Origin of the sequence: Longirhabdus pacifica, assembly GCF_004115085.1 — a bacterium.
Classification (GTDB): Bacteria; Bacillota; Bacilli; order Paenibacillales; family DSM-105158; genus Longirhabdus; species Longirhabdus pacifica.
The window spans coordinates 1-21234 of the sequence record NZ_QXJP01000032.1 but is presented as its reverse complement, the minus strand read 5'-3'; the positions used below and the strand labels follow the sequence as shown (position 1 = coordinate 21234).

Here is a 21234-nt window from a genome sequence, read left to right as displayed (position 1 = left end):
ACATCATATGCCATGCAACGACTTAGTAAAGTAAGCAACAACTTTTTTTCGTTTTTACAGTATATTACTTTAAACATAGACGGAAGCTGGTGTAAAAATGAAAAGAAAATATATGATACTACTTGCAGTCATTCCTATTATCGTATTTATTTACGTAGCTGCAATGGAATCTTCTAGTCAAGAAATAAACGTTGATGAACTGGAGGGTTTCATGCTGGAATGGTTTGAGCAAGAAGTCTATACATATGAAAACATGCTGCTACTTCCATTGGATGTAGTTGAAACCCTGTTTCAATCTTCGGTGCACTTGTCTGAAGATGAACACAACATTACGATTATCGGTGTGGATCATGTGATCGAGTTTAAGCTGGATAGTAGAGAAGTAGTGTTTAACAACAATACATATACAATGACATATCCGCCGCTTGTCATGAATGACACCATATACCTTTCTGATGCTGCTTTATTTAAGCTGCTTGAAATTCCAATACATTCGGAGGAAACAACACAATCAATTGAGGACCGGTTGGGTAACCTGTATGATGTAATCAGGAGTAACGACTACGTATGGAACAAAGTGAACGATACAGCTTTTTGGTTAAACAAACAGGACGGCACATTGTATGGTAGCTTCGATAATAACCCAGTAGAAATAGTAGGAACAACGGATATAGAATTAATAGAAATAACAGAAATGACGATACATCCTTTCGATAACGATCATCGTAATATGTTACTTACCATAACCGATCTTTATGGGGAGCCGCATTTACATTTTGACATTCATAAAATATTACTGCATGAAGGGGAAATTGCTAGAACGTCATCCATTGCGTACTGGGGAATGAAATCTACAGAAAGTATTGATTTTGTTTCGGATCATATGGTTATGTTAGACGAACATATGATGTACATTGTAGCGAAGAATGGGGACATCATACAGACATACAACCTGATCGAATTAACAGGCGTAGAGGACATCTTTACGGTGGAATGGATACATGATGATTACTTATTAGTTAAATCGGGTAAAGAAGGTGTATTATATTTGATTTATCTTTTGACTAACGAAGTAAAACTACTCTACAAGGAAATCGTGAGCATAGAACAACAAGAAATTATAGATCATTACATCCAAAATAACGTTCATGCTTCAGAGTTTAGAGGGGATGAACTACATTTCAAAGAAGAAAAAGAAGGGCGACTGTATTTCACTTTTGATCCTTACTTTGAAAACGAAGAAATGATGTTGGAATATGAATTGGACCCAACTGAGTAAGGGGGAGATACAAGTGTACATCTAATGGGGGAATAACAATGGACAAACTAGCTATAGAAAAAGTAATTGGTGAGGAATACAGTGGTGTTATCAGTGTCAAACAGGCTGGTAAGATGGTATTCGAAAAAGCCTATGGGTTTGCTGATATGAGAAATAGGAGAGTTAATCATCTAGATACTAGATTTCAAACCGCTTCAGGTTGTAAAATATTTGCTGCGGTTGCCATATTACAATTAATAGAGAAAAAAAGATTATCATTTGACTCAACACTAAAAGAAGTAGTAGATTTTGAGTTGAATGAGATGGAACCTAGTGTAACAGTGAGGCAATTATTGAATCATACATCAGGAGTACCTGATTACTTTGATGAAACCATCATGACCGAGTACGAAGAGCTGTGGAGCGACTTCCCGATGTATAACATTAGAAGCCTGAAAGATCTTCTCCCGCTTTTCATAAACAAACCGATGATGTATAAATGTGGTGAAAAATTTCAGTACAACAACACGGGATATGTATTACTAGGTATGATTGTAGAGAATATTACTGGAGTTAGTTTTGATCAGTATGTTCAACACAATATTTTCGATAAAGCGAATATGAAGCAGTCCGGCTATTTTGAATTAGATAGATTGCCAGAAAATTGTGCTGATGCATATATATTCGATGAGCATACAACATCCTATAGAACGAATATATATAGTGTGGATGTGAAAGGTGGTTCAGCAGGTGGGGCATTTGTAAGTAGTAGGGACATGCATAATTTTTGGGAACCATTGCTCCATCATACATTATTATCTGAGGAATTAACCAACTCGATGTTATCGGTACAAGCCAAAGATGATAGTACTATGTATGGTTATGGTGTGTGGATGGATGTAGACAAAGATGGTGAAGAATATTATTTTGTACAAGGCTCTGATCCCGGAGTGAGTTTCTATTCCGCTTTAGATATCAAGAGAAAAGTGAGTATAACGTTAATGAGTAATATGCATCATGATGTATGGAAATATAGTAACAATATAATGGATGTATTAAAACTTGAATCATCACGTTAAGTAGAAGAGAATCGGTTTCTTTTTCATGTCTAACCTACATATCGTCGTATCTTACGTTATCTGAAAACTAAAGCTTTCATATGAACAGAATGCTTGTAAAAAAAATTATATTCAAAACTAATATTAGAAATATAAAAACATAAAAACCTGCTGCTCTTGGCACTGCACCTAGCAGTGTTGGTAATCTAGCGTAGTGTGCATCTATCTCTTGGGGGCACTACGCTAGACAAGCACCAACTCATCTATTTTCTTGCTATGCCTTCTATAGCTCCATATCTATCCTTCATGTACCGTTTTATTGAGGTTGATTCACCGTATGTCTTAAGATAATCACGTTGTCATATACAAGGTTTTGCGTCCAAACGAATTCACCTTGTCCGAAAGTTTCACTAAAATTAGTATAGCTATTCTTATTGTCCACACCAATTTGACCCGTTGTATACGTTACGGCATTCGGGAACGTGCTGTCGTCAAAATCTACTCCATACCAATTGTCGGATAGCTCGAAATGAGCAGCATAACAATCTGTTGTACAAGTTACATCTCCTCTATAATCCGGTGACGTATGAATGATCTTTCCGTCTTTTTCCTGTATAGTCAAATCTTCTTTTGCTGCTAAAGGTGAAATGTAATAACTTTGTGCTAACCAGCTGCCGTTAGTCACTGTTCCATCACTGAATACCGCTACGATACCAGCATCTCCAGGATGATAGTCACTTCCTTTGTTTGATTCCGTACCTAATCCTACATTTTCTTCCCAATCTACTGCCTTAATAGCATAAGTCATCGGGTAAGAAGCTTTAAAACGTACGACATGTGAGTTAAACGGTGTGAAAGGAACAGCATCTTTCGCTACAGGCTCTCCATTAACGTACAACTCAAAATAATTATCTGCGAATATGTATCCTGTAATGATTTCCCCATCTTCGTCTATTTCGACAACAGGGATACTGTCTAAGTCTAATTCGTCAATGGAATTGAATTGTACGTCAGTACATTGATTGAGTAAATCCGATGCCGTTTCCATATCAGCTGGGGAAGTAGGAACCGTCCATGTAGAGCCATCCTCTTCGGTCACTTCACCTACTGCACTCACTCTTCCGCCTTTACATTCAATAATACCTGGATTAATCACAGTCCCCTCACCTTGTGAGAAAACGACCGTATTAGCTGTATGTGAGCCACTTGTATTGCCGTTTGTTTCTCCTTCATCTGAACCTTGTTCTGTTTCTTCTGTATTTTCTTCTGTATCTGTTTCATTCGTTATGTCTTCCTGCGTTTCTTCTTGTTCGTTCACGTCTTCTGCATCCTGATTATTTCCACAAGCAGATAGTACTACCATCATAAGCACAAGTAGCATAAACATCATTTTCGTTTGTTTCAATTGATTTCATCTCCATTTTTTAATGTTTTTCTTTAACGTACATGTTTGAGAAATATAAGGTACGGACATTCACTTGACACGGAAATAATATACACTGTATATATGTCAAATAGATGTCAAAGTGTAAATCACCTCATTTATTCATGTATAATGAAATTTAATTGTGCGTTAATATTGGTAAAGCATCATTCATGACAATGTGTTTGTTATTTCATTATGGTATTATTTCATACGGCACCTACATGGTCAGCACACATTTCTTTTCTACATAAGTTGAATGAACTTGTTCAACCATCGTATATTTGTATGATGAAATAAAAGATGATGTATTATGCTTATGTATAAAAGATCTAAAAAAACGAAACAACTGCAAGGAGTAGAATATGAACAAAAATCCGACACAAAGTCATGAGCGAATCATATCGTTAGATATCATTAGAGGATTCGCATTAATAGGTATATTATTAGTAAATATGCCAACGTTTCATACGCCAGACGTACTAGCTGCTTTGAATGGAATTCCACTCTTATATGAGGGAACAGATCATTTACTTCGCCTTCTGCTAGATATGTTTGTCCAAACGAAATTTTACCCTATTTTTTCTTTTCTTTTTGGGCTTGGAGCTTTTATGTTTATGAGTAGGACGAAAAAAGGCTTATGGGATCACCATACATTGTATAAAAGAAGAATGCTGGTACTGTTAGCATTCGGTTTATGTCACCTGATTATATTTTGGAGCGGCGATATTTTAACGACATATGCCCTCGCGGGACTGTTATTGCTTTGCTTCGAGAAAGTAAAGAATAAAACGCTATTGTACTGGGCAGCTTTTTTCTTCATATTTATGACGATGACTACCTATCTCCTTACACCATCTACTTATCCAGTTTTAGATGCTTACGGAGTGAGCAAGTTAAATGAAGCGATCGACATGTATAGATATAGCAGTTTTGCGGAATTGTTACGATATCGCTGGAATGAAGAAGTGGTATATATTTTATTCCTCAATACCATTTTTTCTATCATGAATATGCTGCCGTGGTTTTTACTTGGTATGTACTCTGGCAGAATAGGCTTGTTTAAGCACAGCGATACACATATGAAGTGGATTCAGAGGGTATGGTGGACCAGTCTATTGCTTAGTCTTTTTCCATTAACCTACATGGTCATCGTTTATTTGAACGGGATAAGCAGCACGTATGTGAATGACTTGCTCGCCGTTGAGCTTAGTGGCATGACGTTATCGATATGGTATATTGCATCCATTGTTTTATTGCTACAAAAAAAGGTATGGCAAAAAATATGTTACCCGCTATCTTACTTCGGACGAATGGCATTTACTAACTATTTGACACAAACCTTACTTTGCTACCTTATCTTCGTTGTAGGTGGATATTATGGACAAGTGAGTTTAGTAGAAGGAACTTGGATTGCACTTGGTATTCTTGCGCTGCAAATGATATGGAGCTGGCTGTGGTTGAAACAATTCCGTTTCGGTCCATTAGAATGGCTCTGGAGATCACTCACTTACGGTCAGCTACAACCGTTAAAAAGAAATAAATAACAAGCTTTGACCTAGAGCCTCTGAGCATATACAATGGATAAGGACTTGCAACATCTTGCAACATTCTTACAACATTGTTGTAACTGAAAAAGACCTTACAATGCTGTAGTATGTGCGTCCATGCACATGCTGTCAGCATTTTTAAATAAGATGACACGTTTTACTTTCAATAGATAAGGTGAACAATATACAAATGGAGGTTGGACATGGAAGCGTATGAGCCAATAGAGTTGCTTGCCCCAGCAGGGGATTGGGATTGTATTAAAGCGGCAGTAGCAAATGGAGCGAATGCTGTTTTTTTTGGTGTAGATAAGTTCAATGCACGGGTGAGAGCACAAAATTTTACGATGGAAGACTTACCTAATGTGATGTCCTTTTTGCATATGTACGGAGTCAAAGGATTCGTCACGTTTAACATTCTAGTATTTGAAGATGAGCTGCAAGATGCGAAAAGGCTCGTAGAAGCATGCATCGATGCAGGGGTAGATGCTTTAATTGTACAAGATTTAGGTTTGGTAAAATTAATTAGAGAAATCTCCCCAGACTTTCCGATACATGGTTCGACGCAAATGACGATTACGTCTCCTGAGGCGGTAGAATTTACAAAGCCGTGGGATATCGAGCGGGTCGTTTTAGGTAGAGAAAACAACTTGAAACAAATACAAAAAATTGGTGAGCAGGCTAAATTGCCGATGGAAGTATTCGTACACGGTGCACTCTGTGTGTCTTACTCTGGTCAATGTTTGACGTCGGAAATGTGGGGCGGTCGTTCCGCTAACCGGGGGGAATGTGCGCAAGCATGTCGCTTACCGTACGACCTTATTGTCGATGATGTGCATAAACCGATGGGTGATGTCACGTATTTGCTTTCACCTAAAGATTTAGCAGCGATTGAAATTGTACCGGAACTCATTGAAGCGGGAGTTACGTCTTTCAAAATTGAAGGAAGATTAAAAACACCGGAGTATGTAGCCAATGTGGTAAGTAAGTATCGACAAGCGATCGATCGATATGTTGCAGGGAATAAAGCAAAACCGAGCAAAAACGATATGCGTGAGCTGCAACAAAGCTTTTCGCGTGGTTTTACTTACGGCTTTTTAAAAGGAACAAACAACAAAACGTTATTAGACGGCACGTTTCCGAAAAGTAGAGGGGTGTTCCTCGGGGTAGTAGAGAAAGTGACTGCGGAAGGTGCGATTTGCAAATTAGAAGCACCGTTGAAACGTGGTGACGGTATTGTTTACGATGCGGGAGATCCAACGAAAAAAGAAGTTGGTGGACGCGTATACGATCTATTTCAAAATGGGAAAAAACTAGACGGGGAAGCGACAGAAGGAGAACGAATCACGATCATGCTCAGTCGCAGTCAAGTGGACGTTCGTCGCATTCACGTAGGGGATAAAATTTGGAAAACCAACGACCCTAAGTTAGATAAGCGATTACGTGAAACGTTTGAGACAGATAAACCTTATCATACGTTTCCACTTTACGTGCATGTCGGTGGAGCAGAAGGTGCGCCGTTAGTAGCGACATGGACAGACATTCAAACGGGTGCTTCCATCACCGTTCAATCTGAAAGTATGTTGGAGCAGGCGATAAAACGACCACTAAATGACGAAACATTACTGGAGCAGTTCGGAAGAACTGGTGGCTCTATTTATTACGTCCATGAAGTGAACAACGAATTAAAAGGTGATGTCATTGTACCGCTTCGTGCATTAAATCAAATGCGCCGTGAAGCAGTGGAACAACTCACTACATTACGTCAGCAACCACCGAAATATACGAAACACAGCGTGGAAGTGTATGCCGATGCTGCTCATGAGCAGCAAACACCACCAAAACCACAACTCACCGTACTTTGCCGAACACTAGAGCAAGTAGAGGCAACCGTACAAACAGACGTTGAATGGATATACGCTGATTTTGAATTTATTAAGCAGTTTCCAGCGGCAGTGAAATGTGTACGAGATGCAGGGAAAAAGATTGCCCTAGCTACACCTCGTATTCACATGCCAGGTGAAACAGGCTACTTTAACAATATATTAAAGTTAGAGCCAGATGCGGTGCTCATCCGTAACACCGGAGCATTGTACTATTTCATGAAGAAAAAAATGGAGACAGGGTCATCTCCACTATTGTTTGGTGACTTCTCACTCAACATTGCAAATCATAAAGCCGTAGATTTATTTTTGCAATCCGGCTTAGATCAGTACACGCCTTCTTATGATCTTAACATTCAACAAATGATGGATCTATTAGAGAAATCCAATACTACACCTTGTGAAGTAGTTATTCATCAGCATCTTCCGATGTTCCATACTGAACATTGTGTGTATTGTACATTTTTAAGTGAAGGAACAGACTATACGAACTGCGGTCGCCCATGTGAGGAGCACCGTGCATCATTGCAAGATCGTATTGGCATGTCGCATCCTGTGAGAGTAGATGAAGGATGCCGCAATACCGTGTATAACGCCATTGAACAATCTGGTGCAGAATATTTGAAGCATTTTATACAGCATGGTGTAGGAAGTTATCGGGTAGAATTTTTAGAAGAAAAAGCAGACAAAGTGCATGAAGTGATTGAGCTTTACACCAAGGCACTACAAGGGGACATTTCCGGAACGCAAGTATGGAAGCAATTAAAAGCAACGAATCAGCTTGGCGTAACGAGAGGCCAGCTAGTAAAGAAGTAACAACGTGAATGGTAAACAAAGCATAGCATGAATGTAACATGATAAAAAGATGGGGCGTGCAGGGATTTATAAACCAGCAGGGTATCCCATCTTTTTTATTTGTGATGCATAAAATACAGAAATATTTTATATAGATATTTGACCCAACAAATAGTATGATAATTCCATATGAATGAATGATTACTATAAATTGAATGGTTTATGATTCTATCAAGGTAAAGGATGTTTATCCTGATTTAGTAAATGTCGTTTAAACACAGTCTCATAAGCTACTACCTAAAAAATGAAAGGAGTAATGTATGAGGAAATGGTTTGCCTTTTTTATTATTAATTTAAAAATGATTTTGTTGGAAAAAGTAGTTTACTTGTGGACCATCATATTACCTGTTGTCCTTGCCATTGGACAAAGTGCATTTTTAAAAGAAGTAGAGCCTGTATTTTTTTTGCATTGGTTTTGGGTCTACATCATGATTAGTTCATTTTTGAATGGAGTTGGTTTACAATTAGCAGAGCTTAAAGAATACGGACTTCTAAAGACATTTACATTAGTTGCTGGTAGTAAGTTGTATGCAATTTGGGGTTTAATCGCCTCGCAAATTGTATATTCCATGATTAGTCTTTCTGTATTCAATATTATCGTTGGTTCATACTATGGTGTATTTAGTATCAAAATGATTTTAATATCATATGTAGGATTACTAATATTAAGTATTCCGCTATCTTTCTTATTTTTGCTCATTCCGTTAATACCTGCAAAAAATTCATCCATGAATACATTATTAAATCTTATTATGTACCCATTGTTCGTCGTTAGTATTAGTGATGTAATTTTAAAATTCGGTCTATCTTATGTGCAACTGTTAAATCCGTTTAAACTTGCATCCGAAGTCATGGTGTTGATTTCGTCATTTTTTTCTTTGGAAATTAGAGTGCAACAATATACGTTGCTCGAAATGATGTTGATGGTAATGCTTTACTTAATAATAGGTATCATTTGCATCAAAAAGATAAACTTACTGTCCGTTATTCAAAGACAGTAAACGTGTAGCTTTATTGCATGATGATAACAAAGATACACTATGTAGCTGCTTCATCCATAATGAAAAGAAAGGAATGGGCACATGTATAATGTTGAAAATCTAAAATTTAAATATAAAAAAACGGACGAGTACATACTAGATAACGTATCCTTCTCATTGAAAAAAGATAAACTAAATGTCATTGTCGGGTTAAATGGTTCAGGAAAAACCACGCTATTTGATTGTTTGACTAGTGTGCTAAAACCAGAATCAGGACAAATTCAATTCCCGCGTTACCATGATATCCTTTACCTTACTCAAACGTTATTTTTTTCATATGAACTAAAAGGGAAAGATTTTGCTAATTTTATTATGAGGCTAGACAATAAAGCGAAAATAAAAGACCCCAGCTCACTAGCAAGTGAAGAACACCCTGATGAAATACAGCTGTTATCTAAATTGTGGAACAGGAAGATAGGGAAGATGTCACTAGGAGAACGAAGATGGCTTTTTGTTTTTTTCCTAACTAAAATAGACAAGCCATTATATATTTTGGATGAACCTACGAGTGCAGTGGATCCAATCTCTAGGTTGAAAATCATAGAAAAAATGAAACAGCTAATAGCAAGTGGCAAGGTGTGTGTCTGTTCTACGCACCAACTTCAAGATCTATTATTTGAAGATTGTCATATTATCTTTTTGCACCAAGGTAAAATAAAGTATGAAGGTTCTTTTTATGATTGGTTAGAAATAAATGAAACTCAAAATCCTGATATTGCATTTGAAAGAATGACAAAAGAAATAGCGCTATAATGCTTCAATATGTCCAGAAATGATTCAAATATGTTTTTCTGTTTATATATAAATCAATAGAGCCATAATAAGATGATAAAAAGATGGGGCGTGCAGGGACTTATAAACCAGCACGTATCCCATCTTTTTTATGTTTTCCACGACTCCACTCACCATAATCATCACCGTAAAAGTAAAGTGTTTTAGAAAATCATAAAAAAGATACATAAAAAAATAGAATGAAAGGCATATTATGGATGAAAAATAAAATAGGAAAGGGGACCTCCTTTATGTATAACCAAACACAAGGTACTAAACCATTGTCCGCGAAAGAGCTTTCTTATATGAGCGACAGTATGAAAAATCAAGAAATACTAATGAAGCTTTGCGTACAAGCTTCATCAGGTCAAAACCAACAATTGAGTCAGTTTTTTTCTATGATGGCAAATGAAGCATTCAACGACTTCAATGAATTGTTAAGTTGTATGCAGCAACATATAAACATGCAGCACCAGCAACCTATGCAGCAGCAATCGATGTATCAGTAACCCATGCACTAACATCCATCATATCCAATATAGGAGGGATACATATGTATAATCAGTACAACCAGCAACAACCGTCTTCGATGATGCAACAAGGCATGAGTGGCATGGCTTTAACAGATAAAGACTTTTCCAACATTATTTTATCTGAAATGAAGCGTACAGCTCGTGAATGGACGACAGCATGTTTAGAATCAGAATGCCCTACCGTGAGGGAACTATTCCGCTCAAAATTAAACAAGACGTTAGATTTACAACATGAACTATACGATTTGATGAGTCAATACGGTTTTTATGGTCAAGTAAAGCCGGCTATGCAGCAAGATATACAGAGCCAATTACATAGTCAGAGCGACAAAGGCTATAAAATGCACAGCTTCATGTATGACCACTTACCTGCTTACCAACAGCAAATGGAGCAGTCATATATGCCTTCATCGTTTGGAAATGAGGGAATGGAAGGAAACTATGCTGCACAGCCGCCTATGGTGGCATCTTCTCAGCAGTATGGAACCCACTACACTCCATCACAAGCACCATACGATAGACAGTATCCAAGTTATAGTAGCCAGAGTGAAAGTCAGTCTACAGATATGCATCCATCTTCCATGCAAAGTACAATCGCAAGCATGCAATACCAACAGCCTTATCAAACGCAAACACCAGAACAGTCTTCAGCTTCTAGCGAACAGACACAACAGTACAAAACAAATAGTACGACATCGCAACAAGCAAAAAATGAAAGTGATTATGGTGCATCAGCGACTACATCCTCACTTACTCATAGCGAAAATCAAAGTGAAATTAGCAGTGAGTTAACAAGTGCATCCAAAAGAAAAGCAAATACAGAGATAGACCAATATTTTTAATTCGCATATGCATTGACACTTCAAATAAAGCATAGCGAGAATGACATGAAAAAAGCGGAGCATAACAGATGCCTCCGCTTTTTAGTGTATAAGTATATATCATAGATTTGAAACGAATACAGCGCCAATCCTAAGATTGACGCTGGCAAGTTATTTTTACGTGTTTACATCATAGAGTGCAGTAACATTTATCTTCCGTACCACCATTTGCGATTAAGGATATCTTGTGTGTGGTCAGGACTAAAGTAGTCTACGGAATAAGAGTAATCATAGTTCATAATACCTTTAATACCGCTTCCTTGAGGAATATGGGAAAGACCATAATTATGACCAATCTCGTGGATCGCCGCATGCCATGTAGCAGAATAAGACTGATCTAACATCACACTAATCGCTACGCTTGGAGCACTACGGTATACATAAGCAACTCCACCAGCATTGAATTTACGATCAGCTGAGAATCCCATCACGAAGTCATATTGACTAGAACCATGGTCACCTCTTAGATCGTAAAGAATGCTTCCTGCATCGGTTCCTTCGGATGCCCATTCTACATAGGATACAATATTGAAATCTATATCAAAATCTCTGTTAAACGTATCGTCCATTCTTTCTACGATATTTTTAGTATAATCTACCCAATCTCTGTGTCTTGCGCGGTACTCTTCATCGGCAGCAATCAAAACATTAACGACGTGAGTTCCTTTATCTCCCGTTTCTACCGCATTTAGTCCGAAACTATTATTTGCAGAGGTAATAGATAGAGACGGTGCATCTGCTGATAGGAAAACACTTTCTTTCGTTCCATCTTCTTTATGAAGCGTTGCTACTGTAGTACGTTCTACAGTTGCATCTTCAACAATGAAATCCTCTGGAGATATAGAAATATCTTTTGGTAACATATGAATTTCTGCATTTCCTTCCATTTCATGATCATGCTCATGATCATGATTCGTTGTTGCCCCAATATTTACTGAACCTTGAAAAGAAAAAATAAGTGCTGCTGCTGTTAACGTTGTTAATACTTTTTTCATTAATGTCACTCCTTCAAATAATATAAATTTTAAAAATACCAAAATTGCATTAGCGTGTGGTTAATTCATCACCCCTTTACTATAAAGTTAGAAAGCTTTAAAGTAATAAAACCTTATCATATAGTTAATAAAATATGCTAAAAATTCAATATATAAGGCATTTATTCTATCACTTGAAGCTTTCTAGCAAATATTACAATTTTCATTATAATATAAAAAACATCATTTTTGTATAAAAATTTACAAATTTTTTATGAAATAAACTATTACTTTACTATTTTAAAATAAAAAAATGCTTGGTATATCAAGCTATATTTACATTTTTTCATCAGTAAAAAATCACTATATTTTGACTATTATTTTAGTTGATTAATAATGAAAATGATGCATAATAAACCATGACTCATTGTGAGCCATGGTTATTATCTCGATGTATGATGTTGTCATGTATTATTATCTCAATATAGTAACATCTAATAGAGAGGGTTGATTAATCCCAAATGGACCATGCTGCTTCTATTAAATTACCCATCGGGTCTTTGATATAAAAGTATAGCGCAGTATCATTGCCGTTTCCTTCTCCACCGCGACTTACAATATCCGTTACTTCTATTCCACGTTCTTTTAAATTTTGATGTGTATAATGAAGGTCTTCGCAAGTGATAGCAAAAGCAGAATATGGTTTTCCATTTCTTAAAAAGGTTGTCGACGTTTCATTTTCTGTTTCTACTAATAGAATGACAGTGTCACCATTAGGTACCGTTAACACGCATACATTACCGCCCGTTCCTTGATCCAGAAAAGCACCCATTTTTAAGTTAAAGCCTAACTTTTCTACATACCACTTGATTGACTCTTCGATATTATTTGTTGGTAAATAAACACTAGAAACTTTACTAAATAACGATTTTTCCATCTTTTAAACCCCTTTCAAATTTTGAAAAGTGATTGGAGTAATTTCTAGATGTCTGAGTACTACACCATATTTATGTAAATTATAGCATTTGTACCATAGTAAGCAAGGGGAAATAGGGCGGCTTTGCACATTTATTTGAACTACATCATTTGACAGGCCCTTCACCATCACATAGATTTAACTTATAAGAAGAAAGATGGAGGGAAAGCTCATTACACATTCCATATTGCAATGTAAGCATATGTTTAAGCTCGATCCAGATAAAACCATTTCGGATGCAGCACTGAAACAACTTTGCCTTTCTGGAACGGACGGTATCATCGTTGGAGGCTCTTCAGGGGTTACATTTGACAATACGGCATCACTATTAACACGAATAAGGCAATATGCTTCGCTTCCTTGTGCGTTAGAAATATCTAATCGTGATGCTGTCGTACCAACGTTTGATTATTTTTTTATACCCATGGTACTGAACACGACACAGATAGAGTGGCTGATTGGACAACAATTGGAGGCTATTAAAGATTACGGTCAGTATATTGACTGGAATACAGTCATACCAGAAGGATATATCATTTTGAATGAACAAAGCACAGCAGCTCAGCTAACGGGAGCGTTAACCGACTTATCAGAACACGAAATTCTCGCTTATGTGACCCTCATCGATCAAATGATGAAATTGCCGATATGCTACATCGAATACAGTGGTACATATGGGGATATGACATTACTACAGCGTATAGCAGCACAAATAAGTCATAGTAAACTTTTTTACGGCGGTGGCATTAATAGTAGTGAAAAAGCCAACCAAGCTAGGCAATTTGCGGATACGATAGTGGTGGGCAATGTCATCTATGAAGACTTGCAAGCAGCGCTAGCAACGGTACAATAACGGAAAAACAAATTCCATTTTTTCATTGTACAAAACAAATTGCATTTCATATTTTCATCTTATATAGTGGTTATAGAAACAATAACGAGAGATGACATTATTTATATATAGAAAGGTATAATACGATGACAAATGGAATGATCGATATACAGGAAGCAGTACATAGGTTAAATGACGAGCAGCGTGAAGCTGTAAAGTCTATTGAAGGACCCTTACTCATTATGGCAGGAGCAGGGAGTGGCAAGACGAGAGTCCTCACGCATCGCATTGCTTATTTAATTGCCACGAACAAAGCAGCGCCGTGGAACATTATGGCGATTACGTTTACGAATAAAGCAGCGAGAGAAATGAAAGATCGCGTATCGCAATTAGTAGGTCCATTAGGAAACGATATTTGGGTTTCTACTTTTCACTCTTTGTGCGTAAGAATATTGCGCAGAGATATTGAGCGTATTGGGTATACGTCTAACTTTACGATATTGGATAGCAGTGACCAATTGTCCGTGATTAAAGGCTGCTTGAAAGAACTAAATTACGATGTCAAAAAGTTTGAACCGAGAGCGATCCAATCTTTCATTAGTAGTGCAAAAAATGAATTAGATACGCCAGATCGCTTTGCCGAAAAACATAGTGGGTATTTTGAAGAAGTCGTAAGCCAAGTCTACACGCTGTATCAGAAAAAATTAAAAACGAATAACGCACTCGATTTTGATGACTTAATTATGAAAACGATCGAGCTATTTCAACAAATGCCAGAAGTGTTGGAACGATATCAGCATCAATTTCAATATATTCATGTGGATGAGTACCAAGATACGAACAGAGCACAATACATGCTGTGTCAGATGTTAGCAGATAAGTATAAAAACTTATGTGTCGTAGGGGACAGTGACCAGTCTATTTACAAATGGCGTGGTGCAGACATTAGCAACATTTTAAACTTTGAAAAAGACTACCCAGACGCTACCGTCATTTTATTGGAGCGAAATTATCGTTCTACTTCCAACATCCTGGATGCGGCAAATGCTGTCATAGCGAACAACATAGGAAGAAAAGCGAAAAATTTATGGACCGACGCAGGACAAGGCAATAAAATTACGGTATTCAACGCGGATAGCGATCATGGCGAAGGATACTTTATGACGAGTACGATTCGAAAAAACTTAGATCAAGGAAAAAAATATAGCGATCACGCTATTTTATATCGTACGAATGCACAATCTCGTGTTATTGAGGAAGTATTAATTAAATCGGAAATACCATATCAAATGGTCGGCGGAGTGAAGTTCTATGATCGTATGGAAATTAAAGATATACTAGCGTACTTAAGGTTAATCGCTAATCCCGACGATGATATTAGCTTGCAACGCATTATTAATGTGCCAAAGCGTGGTATTGGTGCGGCAACATTAGATAAACTAGGTCAAATCGCTTCCCAAAAAGGTATTTCTATGTTCGCAACACTAGGAGAACTTACTTTTTCTGAGTTGAGTACGAGAGTGGTTGCAAAGCTGGAACAGTTTAAACAACTGATGGACCAGTTAACACAGATGTTGGAATACTTATCTGTAACGGAGTTAACGGAAGAAATGTTGAAGCGTACCGAATATCGGGATCAATATCAACGAGAAAATACGTTAGAAGCAAAAGCACGACTCGAAAATATAGAAGAGTTTCTTTCTGTGACATTGGAATTTGAAAAACGAAATGAAGATAAATCACTCGTGTCGTTTTTGACGGATTTGGCCTTAATCGCAGATATTGATACGATGAATGAGGATACAGAAGGGAAGCCAAGTGATGCCGTAGTGATGATGACCTTGCACAGTGCCAAAGGGCTGGAATTTCCTGTTGTCTTCATTCCAGGCATGGAAGAAAGCATTTTTCCACATAGCCGTTCCCTGCAAGAAGAAGAGGAATTGGAAGAAGAGCGCAGACTTGCGTATGTCGGCATCACGAGAGCAGAGAAAGAACTTTATCTGACCCATGCCCAAAGCAGAATTATTTTTGGACGAATGAGCTCTAACATGCGCTCGCGTTTTATCGATGAAATACCAGATGAATTAATGGAAATGCAAAATGAACGTGGCGGTATGTCTGCTACTGGTTCTTCCTTTTCTTCTTTTGGACAAAAAAATAAGTCTACTACAGTGAAAACCAAAACAGCGGGTGTAAAACGAAATCCAAGCCCTGACGTAGAAGATATGGAAGTGGGCCATAAAGTAGAGCATGCGAAATGGGGGCAAGGTGTCGTCGTAGCGGTCAAGGGAACAGGTAAAGATAAAGAATTGCAAATCGCCTTTCCTGCACCAGTAGGTGTGAAGCGATTGCTTGCGCAGTTTGCACCGATTACGAAAGTGAATTAGTGTCAAGGATGATAAAAGCACAACAATGAGAACGAACAAATACACAAGGAGAAAGGAAGGGGCCTGTGGCACAGAGTGAATTAAGAGAGCTTGTAGATAAGCTTAATCATTATGGAAGACAGTATTATACGTACGATAATCCAGAAGTGACGGACAAAGAATACGATGCGTTGTATGATCGCCTTGTACAGCTAGAGCAAGAAACGGGAACCATTTTGCCTGATTCTCCAACGCTGCGAGTAGGTGGAGAGCTCTTACAAGGATTCCAAGAGCACAAACATATTTCGAGATTATGGAGCTTGGATAAAGCGCAAAGTGACGCAGATTTAGATGCTTGGTATAAAAGAATTAATAAATTGATTACAGATTACAATGGGCAACATCCGGAGGAGCAGCTTCCAGATCCATCTTTTGTCGTGGAATTGAAGTTTGATGGGTTAACATTAAATTTGACGTATACAGATGGAGTATTAACGCAAGCTGCAACGAGAGGGAACGGGGTAACAGGAGAAAGTATTTTGTCGCAAGTGAAAACGATTAAATCGATCCCGCTCTCCATACCTTACACAGATGGCGTCATGGAAATTCAAGGTGAAGGTCTCATGTATTTAAGTGTCCTTGCAGCCTACAACGAAACAGCGACTGAACCATTAAAAAATGCGAGAAATGCTGCTGCTGGAGCGCTTCGAAACTTAAATCCAAAAGTGACCGCTGAACGAAAGTTAGATGCTTTTATTTATAATGTAGGATACAGTGAGGAAAAAACGTTTACAGATCACGAGCAAATGGTTCACTTTTTGCGTGAAAATCATTTTAAAGTGAATGACTACATTCGCTACTGTGACGATGTACCTCAAGTGCAGTCGTATTTAAAAGAAATTGAAGATATGCGTCATGAATTAGACTATTTAATAGACGGTGCTGTTATTAAAATAAAAGATATGCGTACACGAGAAGTGCTCGGCTATACAGAGAAATTTCCGCGTTGGGCGATTGCCTTCAAATATGCGGCAGAAGAAGCAACAACAATATTAGAAAGCGTAACTTGGGAAGTAGGTAGAACTGGTAAAATTACACCGGTAGCTTTAGTTGCTCCAGTAGATATTGGCGGCGTAACGGTACAGCGTTGTACATTAAACAATGTTGGAGATATTGAGCGCAAAGGTTTAACACATGCGCTTGGCACGTTAGTTTATATACGAAGGTCTAACGATGTCATCCCAGAAATATTGGGCAAAGCCAGTGAGGAAGACGGCGGACAAGAGATTGTATATCCAAATCAGTGTCCGTCATGTCACTCGCCCTTAGTGCAAAAAGGGGCACATTTATTTTGCGAGAACCGTCTAGAGTGTAAGCCGCAACTTATTGGTCGACTCACTCATTTTGCTTCCAGAGATGCGATGGATATAGACACCTTTAGCATCAAAACAGCAACACAATTACATCAAGAGCGTGGCGTCAATGACCCGGCTGACTTGTATGATTTAACGTTGGAACAATTATTAGATCTCGAGCGGTTTGGGAAGAAAAAAGCTGAAAACTTAATATCAGCATTAGAAGAAAGTAAACAATGCGATCTAGCTTCCTTTTTATTTGCATTAGGAATACCGAATACGGGGAAAACGACGACCAAAGTATTGGCAACACAGTTTGGCTCATTAGAAAACGTAATGGAAGCAACAGGAGAACAGCTAGTAAGCATACACGATATTGGGGACATTGTGGCAGAGAGTATCGTCACGTTTTTCCAAGACGAAAGAGTGAGAACAAGCATACAGCGTATGCTGGAACGTGGTGTTTCCCCAGCGTCTCCACAAGAAGAGATTGATGTAGATCAGTCAGAGCACGTTTTTAATGGGAAGACGATCGTTTTAACTGGAACATTGCATAAGATGGGTAGAAACGATGCGAAAAAGAAACTAGAAGCAGTGGGTGCGAAAGTGACAGGCAGCGTATCCAGCAAAACAGACTACCTTCTTGCAGGTGAAAAAGCGGGAAGTAAACTCACGAAAGCTCAAGAGCTAGGCGTTACTGTGTTAGATGAAGAGCAATTTATACAGATGATGGGTTTAGCTGACTAGGCAAGCAATGCAATAAAAAGTAATGAAGATGTTCTACAAAAAAGGGTGAGATGATGTCATTCTTTTAGTAGAGCATTTTTTGTGCCTTATGATGTAGAAACATCTATAGAATTTAATGAACCAATGTAACTACCTATAGTTGCACGTTTAAATAAAGGTAGAAATAAAAGTGAAACGAACCATAGTTTTAATCGTATACATAGTTGTAAAATAAGACACCTGAAAAGAATCATCATACATATAAAAGGGAATGAAACCCATACATGATAGAGAGAGGTGCTACATATCGTGTGATCACTCACTTTTTGCTATAATAAGGAATTGCACATCATAATATTAGGGGGAAACGAAAAAGATGATGAAAAGAAAATGGTTATTTTTATTATTAAGCATGGTACTGCTTACTGTTGTACTAGCAGGTTGTGGTTCAGGAGATGATGAAGAAACAGACGACAGTGTGAAACTTGAAGAGCTAAACGAAAGTGATACATTTACACTAGATGTGATGTATGCAAATGAACAAGCTTTTATGGAAGACTACGGTATCCTATTTTCAACGAAATATCCAAATGTAGAATACAACGTTATCTCTACACTGCCAATATTTACAGCGGATGATCCGAAGGAAGAGTTTCAAAAAATTGTTGAAGAACAAAAACCAGATATTTTTGCTTTATCAAGTGATCAATATGAGCAATTAATAGAAGAAGGAAGATTGTTAGAGTTAGACTCTCTTATTACGAAAGATAATTTTGATACGGAGGGAATTTCTAGTGGTGTGCTGGATTTACTAAAAGAACCAGGCAATGGCACATTATATGGCTTGTCTCCAACGTTTAATAGTTTCGCAATATTTTATAACAAAAATTTATTTGATGAAAACAATGTGGCTTATCCACAAGATCAGATGACGTGGCAAGAAGTCATTGAGTTAGCGCAACAATTTGAAAACAATCAATCTGGAGAAGATAAAATTTATGGCTTTTATGCTGAGAACCCAGCATTAGGTGGCGCAGGTAACCTTATGCTGTCTATCGGAACAACAGAAGAACTGATCATTATGGATGCAGAAGATTCAGTGGTAAATATGAACACACCAGAATGGAAAGAAGTTTTAGAACTGACGATAGATGCGTACGAAGGGGAAGCTTTCTATAAAAAAGGTGACACGGAAACAGACTTTAGTGATCCCATGTCTATATTCACAAGTGATAAATTTTTAATGGGTAAAAGCGCCATGACGGTGCAATTTGATTATTATTTTAATTTTATGGAGCAAGCGGGAACTCTAGTAGATGATGCTGCTACTTTTGATTGGGATATTGCAACGTATCCAGTGGATGAATTGAACAGAGATGTAGCCACTGGTTTTAGCTTGGGTGAAGTATATGCAATTAATGCCGATAGTGACAATGTGAGTGCTGCTTGGGAATTCATGAAATTTGTAAATGATGAAAATATGGCTAACCTCAAGTCTAAATCTTCCTCTGCCTTATTATCTCGCACAGACTACATTCCGAACGAGGAAGGTAAAAACATGGAGGCATTATATAAACTGCAACCTACTCAAAGTGCAGAAGACGGAATCAATAATCTAGGGTATGAAGACATCTTGGCATTTACAGCTATTCTTGACGAAGAAGCAACAGCTGCTGTGAATGAAGATAAAACAGTGGAAGAAGCTTTAGAGTCTATGGAGCAGCGTGTTCAAGAGTTAGTAAATGAAGCGAAACAAAAAGAAGAAGATGAGCAAACAGAAGAGTAAATGATAGATTACACTAATGATGCTATCTTTATATTGTTTATAATAATATAATCTCTTATAACCATTGTAGAAAAGGAAAGTTCATTCTTAATAGAATGAACTTTCTTCTTTGTTGCATGCTATATTCGGATGGAAAACGAATCGATCAAAGTTTACGTCTGAATAGTCAGGCGATAAATTATGAAGTAGAGCTTTCTCCATCTTATGATTAGTGGTAATAAGTTGTTTGAACAAGTTCATTCAACTTGATATAAGATGAAGAAAAAATGAAATAGGAGTTTACGCCTCAGCAGCCAGGCGTAAAGGTTGTGAAGTAGAGCTTTCTCCATCTTATGATTAGTGGTAATAAGTTGTCTGAACAAGTTCATTCAACTTGATATAAGATGAAGAAATAATGGAATAGGAGTTTACGCCTCAGCAGCCAGGCGTAAAGGTTGTAAAGTAGTAATTTCTCCATCTTATGAATAGCGGTAATAAGTTGTCTGAACAAGTTCATTCAACTTATCTATAAAATAAAAGAAATTATTTTTATAAAAGTGTTGCATTTTATCTTCGTTCCATGGTATATTATTTCTCGCCGCTTCAAATAATACAACAAGCGGTAAGACAGCAAGTTAAAATACAACACGGAAACAAGACAAATTCTGCTTCATATCTATAATGAGTGAGACGGAAAATAACTTATCGAAATGTTGAAAAAAATACTTGCAAAGCAAAACACGATATGATATATTGATTAGGCCGCTGTTGAGGCGGGCAACACAATCAAGCAAATAGCAACACACAACATTTGCACTTTGAAAACTGAATCGCAAGCGAGTCCAACAAGATTCTTCTTATGAAGAATGTAACCGGAAATTTAAAGTAACACATATATGAGCGAACAGCTCAAACTTTCAAAACTTTTTTGGAGAGTTTGATCCTGGCTCAGGACGAACGCTGGCGGCGTGCCTAATACATGCAAGTCGAG

At 37.6% G+C, this 21234-nt stretch carries 15 protein-coding genes and 1 rRNA gene; 13 read left to right on the top strand and 3 right to left on the bottom strand.

Annotated elements, in window-relative coordinates; all coding sequences use genetic code 11:
• The first annotated feature begins 97 nt into the window (after positions 1-97).
• Both D1Z92_RS16320 and D1Z92_RS16315 read left to right on the top strand, forming a co-directional pair.
• A complete protein-coding gene (locus D1Z92_RS16320; RefSeq protein WP_128896749.1) occupies positions 98-1279 on the top strand; it encodes a stalk domain-containing protein in 1182 nt (393 codons plus the stop codon).
• Between the two features lie 38 nt (positions 1280-1317).
• Positions 1318-2337, top strand: coding sequence for a serine hydrolase domain-containing protein (locus D1Z92_RS16315; protein ID WP_128896748.1), 1020 nt, complete (start codon positions 1318-1320; stop codon positions 2335-2337).
• A gap of 295 nt (positions 2338-2632) precedes the next feature.
• Here D1Z92_RS16315 and D1Z92_RS16310 read toward each other — a convergent pair whose 3' ends face one another.
• Positions 2633-3721 carry a hypothetical protein gene (locus D1Z92_RS16310; protein ID WP_128896747.1) on the bottom strand — a complete coding sequence of 363 codons (1089 nt, stop codon included), beginning with the start codon at positions 3719-3721 and terminating at the stop codon, positions 2633-2635.
• A 383-nt stretch (positions 3722-4104) separates the two neighbouring features.
• On the opposite strand from D1Z92_RS16310, the gene D1Z92_RS16305 reads away from it, so the two are divergent.
• From D1Z92_RS16305 to D1Z92_RS16280, 6 genes are all read left to right on the top strand, one after another.
• Positions 4105-5286: a DUF418 domain-containing protein gene (locus D1Z92_RS16305; RefSeq protein ID WP_128896746.1), complete on the top strand. Its 1182-nt coding sequence runs from the start codon at positions 4105-4107 to the stop codon at positions 5284-5286.
• A 206-nt stretch (positions 5287-5492) separates the two neighbouring features.
• Complete coding sequence (locus D1Z92_RS16300; protein ID WP_206099774.1) at positions 5493-7985, top strand: U32 family peptidase; 2493 nt, start codon at positions 5493-5495, stop codon at positions 7983-7985.
• A gap of 299 nt (positions 7986-8284) precedes the next feature.
• A complete protein-coding gene (locus D1Z92_RS16295; protein ID WP_128896744.1) occupies positions 8285-9025 on the top strand; it encodes a hypothetical protein in 741 nt (246 codons plus the stop codon).
• Between the two features lie 81 nt (positions 9026-9106).
• Positions 9107-9817, top strand: coding sequence for an ATP-binding cassette domain-containing protein (locus D1Z92_RS16290; RefSeq protein ID WP_128896743.1), 711 nt, complete (start codon positions 9107-9109; stop codon positions 9815-9817).
• Between the two features lie 269 nt (positions 9818-10086).
• A complete protein-coding gene (locus tag D1Z92_RS16285; RefSeq protein WP_128896742.1) occupies positions 10087-10344 on the top strand; it encodes a hypothetical protein in 258 nt (85 codons plus the stop codon).
• 44 nt (positions 10345-10388) lie between these two features.
• Entirely contained in the window at positions 10389-11210 is an 822-nt protein-coding gene (locus D1Z92_RS16280) for a spore coat protein (RefSeq protein WP_128896741.1), read from the top strand.
• Between the two features lie 188 nt (positions 11211-11398).
• On the opposite strand, the gene D1Z92_RS16275 is transcribed toward D1Z92_RS16280, so the two are convergent.
• Together D1Z92_RS16275 and D1Z92_RS16270 are read right to left on the bottom strand one after the other, a co-directional pair.
• Positions 11399-12244, bottom strand: a complete 846-nt coding sequence (locus D1Z92_RS16275) for a M12 family metallo-peptidase (RefSeq protein ID WP_128896740.1) — start codon at positions 12242-12244, stop codon at positions 11399-11401.
• Between the two features lie 490 nt (positions 12245-12734).
• Entirely contained in the window at positions 12735-13160 is a 426-nt protein-coding gene (locus D1Z92_RS16270) for a VOC family protein (RefSeq protein ID WP_128896739.1), read from the bottom strand.
• Between the two features lie 196 nt (positions 13161-13356).
• Here D1Z92_RS16270 and pcrB point away from each other — a divergent pair, with 196 nt between their 5' ends.
• From pcrB to D1Z92_RS16245, 5 genes are all read left to right on the top strand, one after another.
• Positions 13357-14052 carry a heptaprenylglyceryl phosphate synthase gene (pcrB, locus tag D1Z92_RS16265; RefSeq protein ID WP_128896738.1) on the top strand — a complete coding sequence of 232 codons (696 nt, stop codon included), beginning with the start codon at positions 13357-13359 and terminating at the stop codon, positions 14050-14052.
• Positions 14053-14177: 125 nt separating this feature from the next.
• A complete protein-coding gene (pcrA, locus tag D1Z92_RS16260; protein ID WP_240666787.1) occupies positions 14178-16418 on the top strand; it encodes a DNA helicase PcrA in 2241 nt (746 codons plus the stop codon).
• A gap of 65 nt (positions 16419-16483) precedes the next feature.
• On the top strand, positions 16484-18499 hold the full coding sequence (ligA, locus tag D1Z92_RS16255; protein WP_128896737.1) for an NAD-dependent DNA ligase LigA: 2016 nt from the start codon (positions 16484-16486) through the stop codon (positions 18497-18499).
• A gap of 355 nt (positions 18500-18854) precedes the next feature.
• On the top strand, positions 18855-20264 hold the full coding sequence (locus D1Z92_RS16250; RefSeq protein ID WP_128896736.1) for an ABC transporter substrate-binding protein: 1410 nt from the start codon (positions 18855-18857) through the stop codon (positions 20262-20264).
• 904 nt (positions 20265-21168) lie between these two features.
• Positions 21169-21234 (top strand): 16S ribosomal RNA (locus tag D1Z92_RS16245); the annotation flags it as partial.

Coding starts and splice junctions, on each gene's coding strand:
- D1Z92_RS16320 (WP_128896749.1), top strand. CDS start 98: ATGAAAAGAAAATATATGATACTACTTGCAGTCATTCCTATTATCGTA.
- D1Z92_RS16315 (WP_128896748.1), top strand. CDS start 1,318: ATGGACAAACTAGCTATAGAAAAAGTAATTGGTGAGGAATACAGTGGT.
- D1Z92_RS16305 (WP_128896746.1), top strand. CDS start 4,105: ATGAACAAAAATCCGACACAAAGTCATGAGCGAATCATATCGTTAGAT.
- D1Z92_RS16300 (WP_206099774.1), top strand. CDS start 5,493: ATGGAAGCGTATGAGCCAATAGAGTTGCTTGCCCCAGCAGGGGATTGG.
- D1Z92_RS16295 (WP_128896744.1), top strand. CDS start 8,285: ATGAGGAAATGGTTTGCCTTTTTTATTATTAATTTAAAAATGATTTTG.
- D1Z92_RS16290 (WP_128896743.1), top strand. CDS start 9,107: ATGTATAATGTTGAAAATCTAAAATTTAAATATAAAAAAACGGACGAG.
- D1Z92_RS16285 (WP_128896742.1), top strand. CDS start 10,087: ATGTATAACCAAACACAAGGTACTAAACCATTGTCCGCGAAAGAGCTT.
- D1Z92_RS16280 (WP_128896741.1), top strand. CDS start 10,389: ATGTATAATCAGTACAACCAGCAACAACCGTCTTCGATGATGCAACAA.
- D1Z92_RS16275 (WP_128896740.1), bottom strand. CDS start 12,244: ATGAAAAAAGTATTAACAACGTTAACAGCAGCAGCACTTATTTTTTCT.
- D1Z92_RS16270 (WP_128896739.1), bottom strand. CDS start 13,160: ATGGAAAAATCGTTATTTAGTAAAGTTTCTAGTGTTTATTTACCAACA.
- pcrB (WP_128896738.1), top strand. CDS start 13,357: ATGGAGGGAAAGCTCATTACACATTCCATATTGCAATGTAAGCATATG.
- pcrA (WP_240666787.1), top strand. CDS start 14,178: ATGACAAATGGAATGATCGATATACAGGAAGCAGTACATAGGTTAAAT.
- D1Z92_RS16250 (WP_128896736.1), top strand. CDS start 18,855: ATGATGAAAAGAAAATGGTTATTTTTATTATTAAGCATGGTACTGCTT.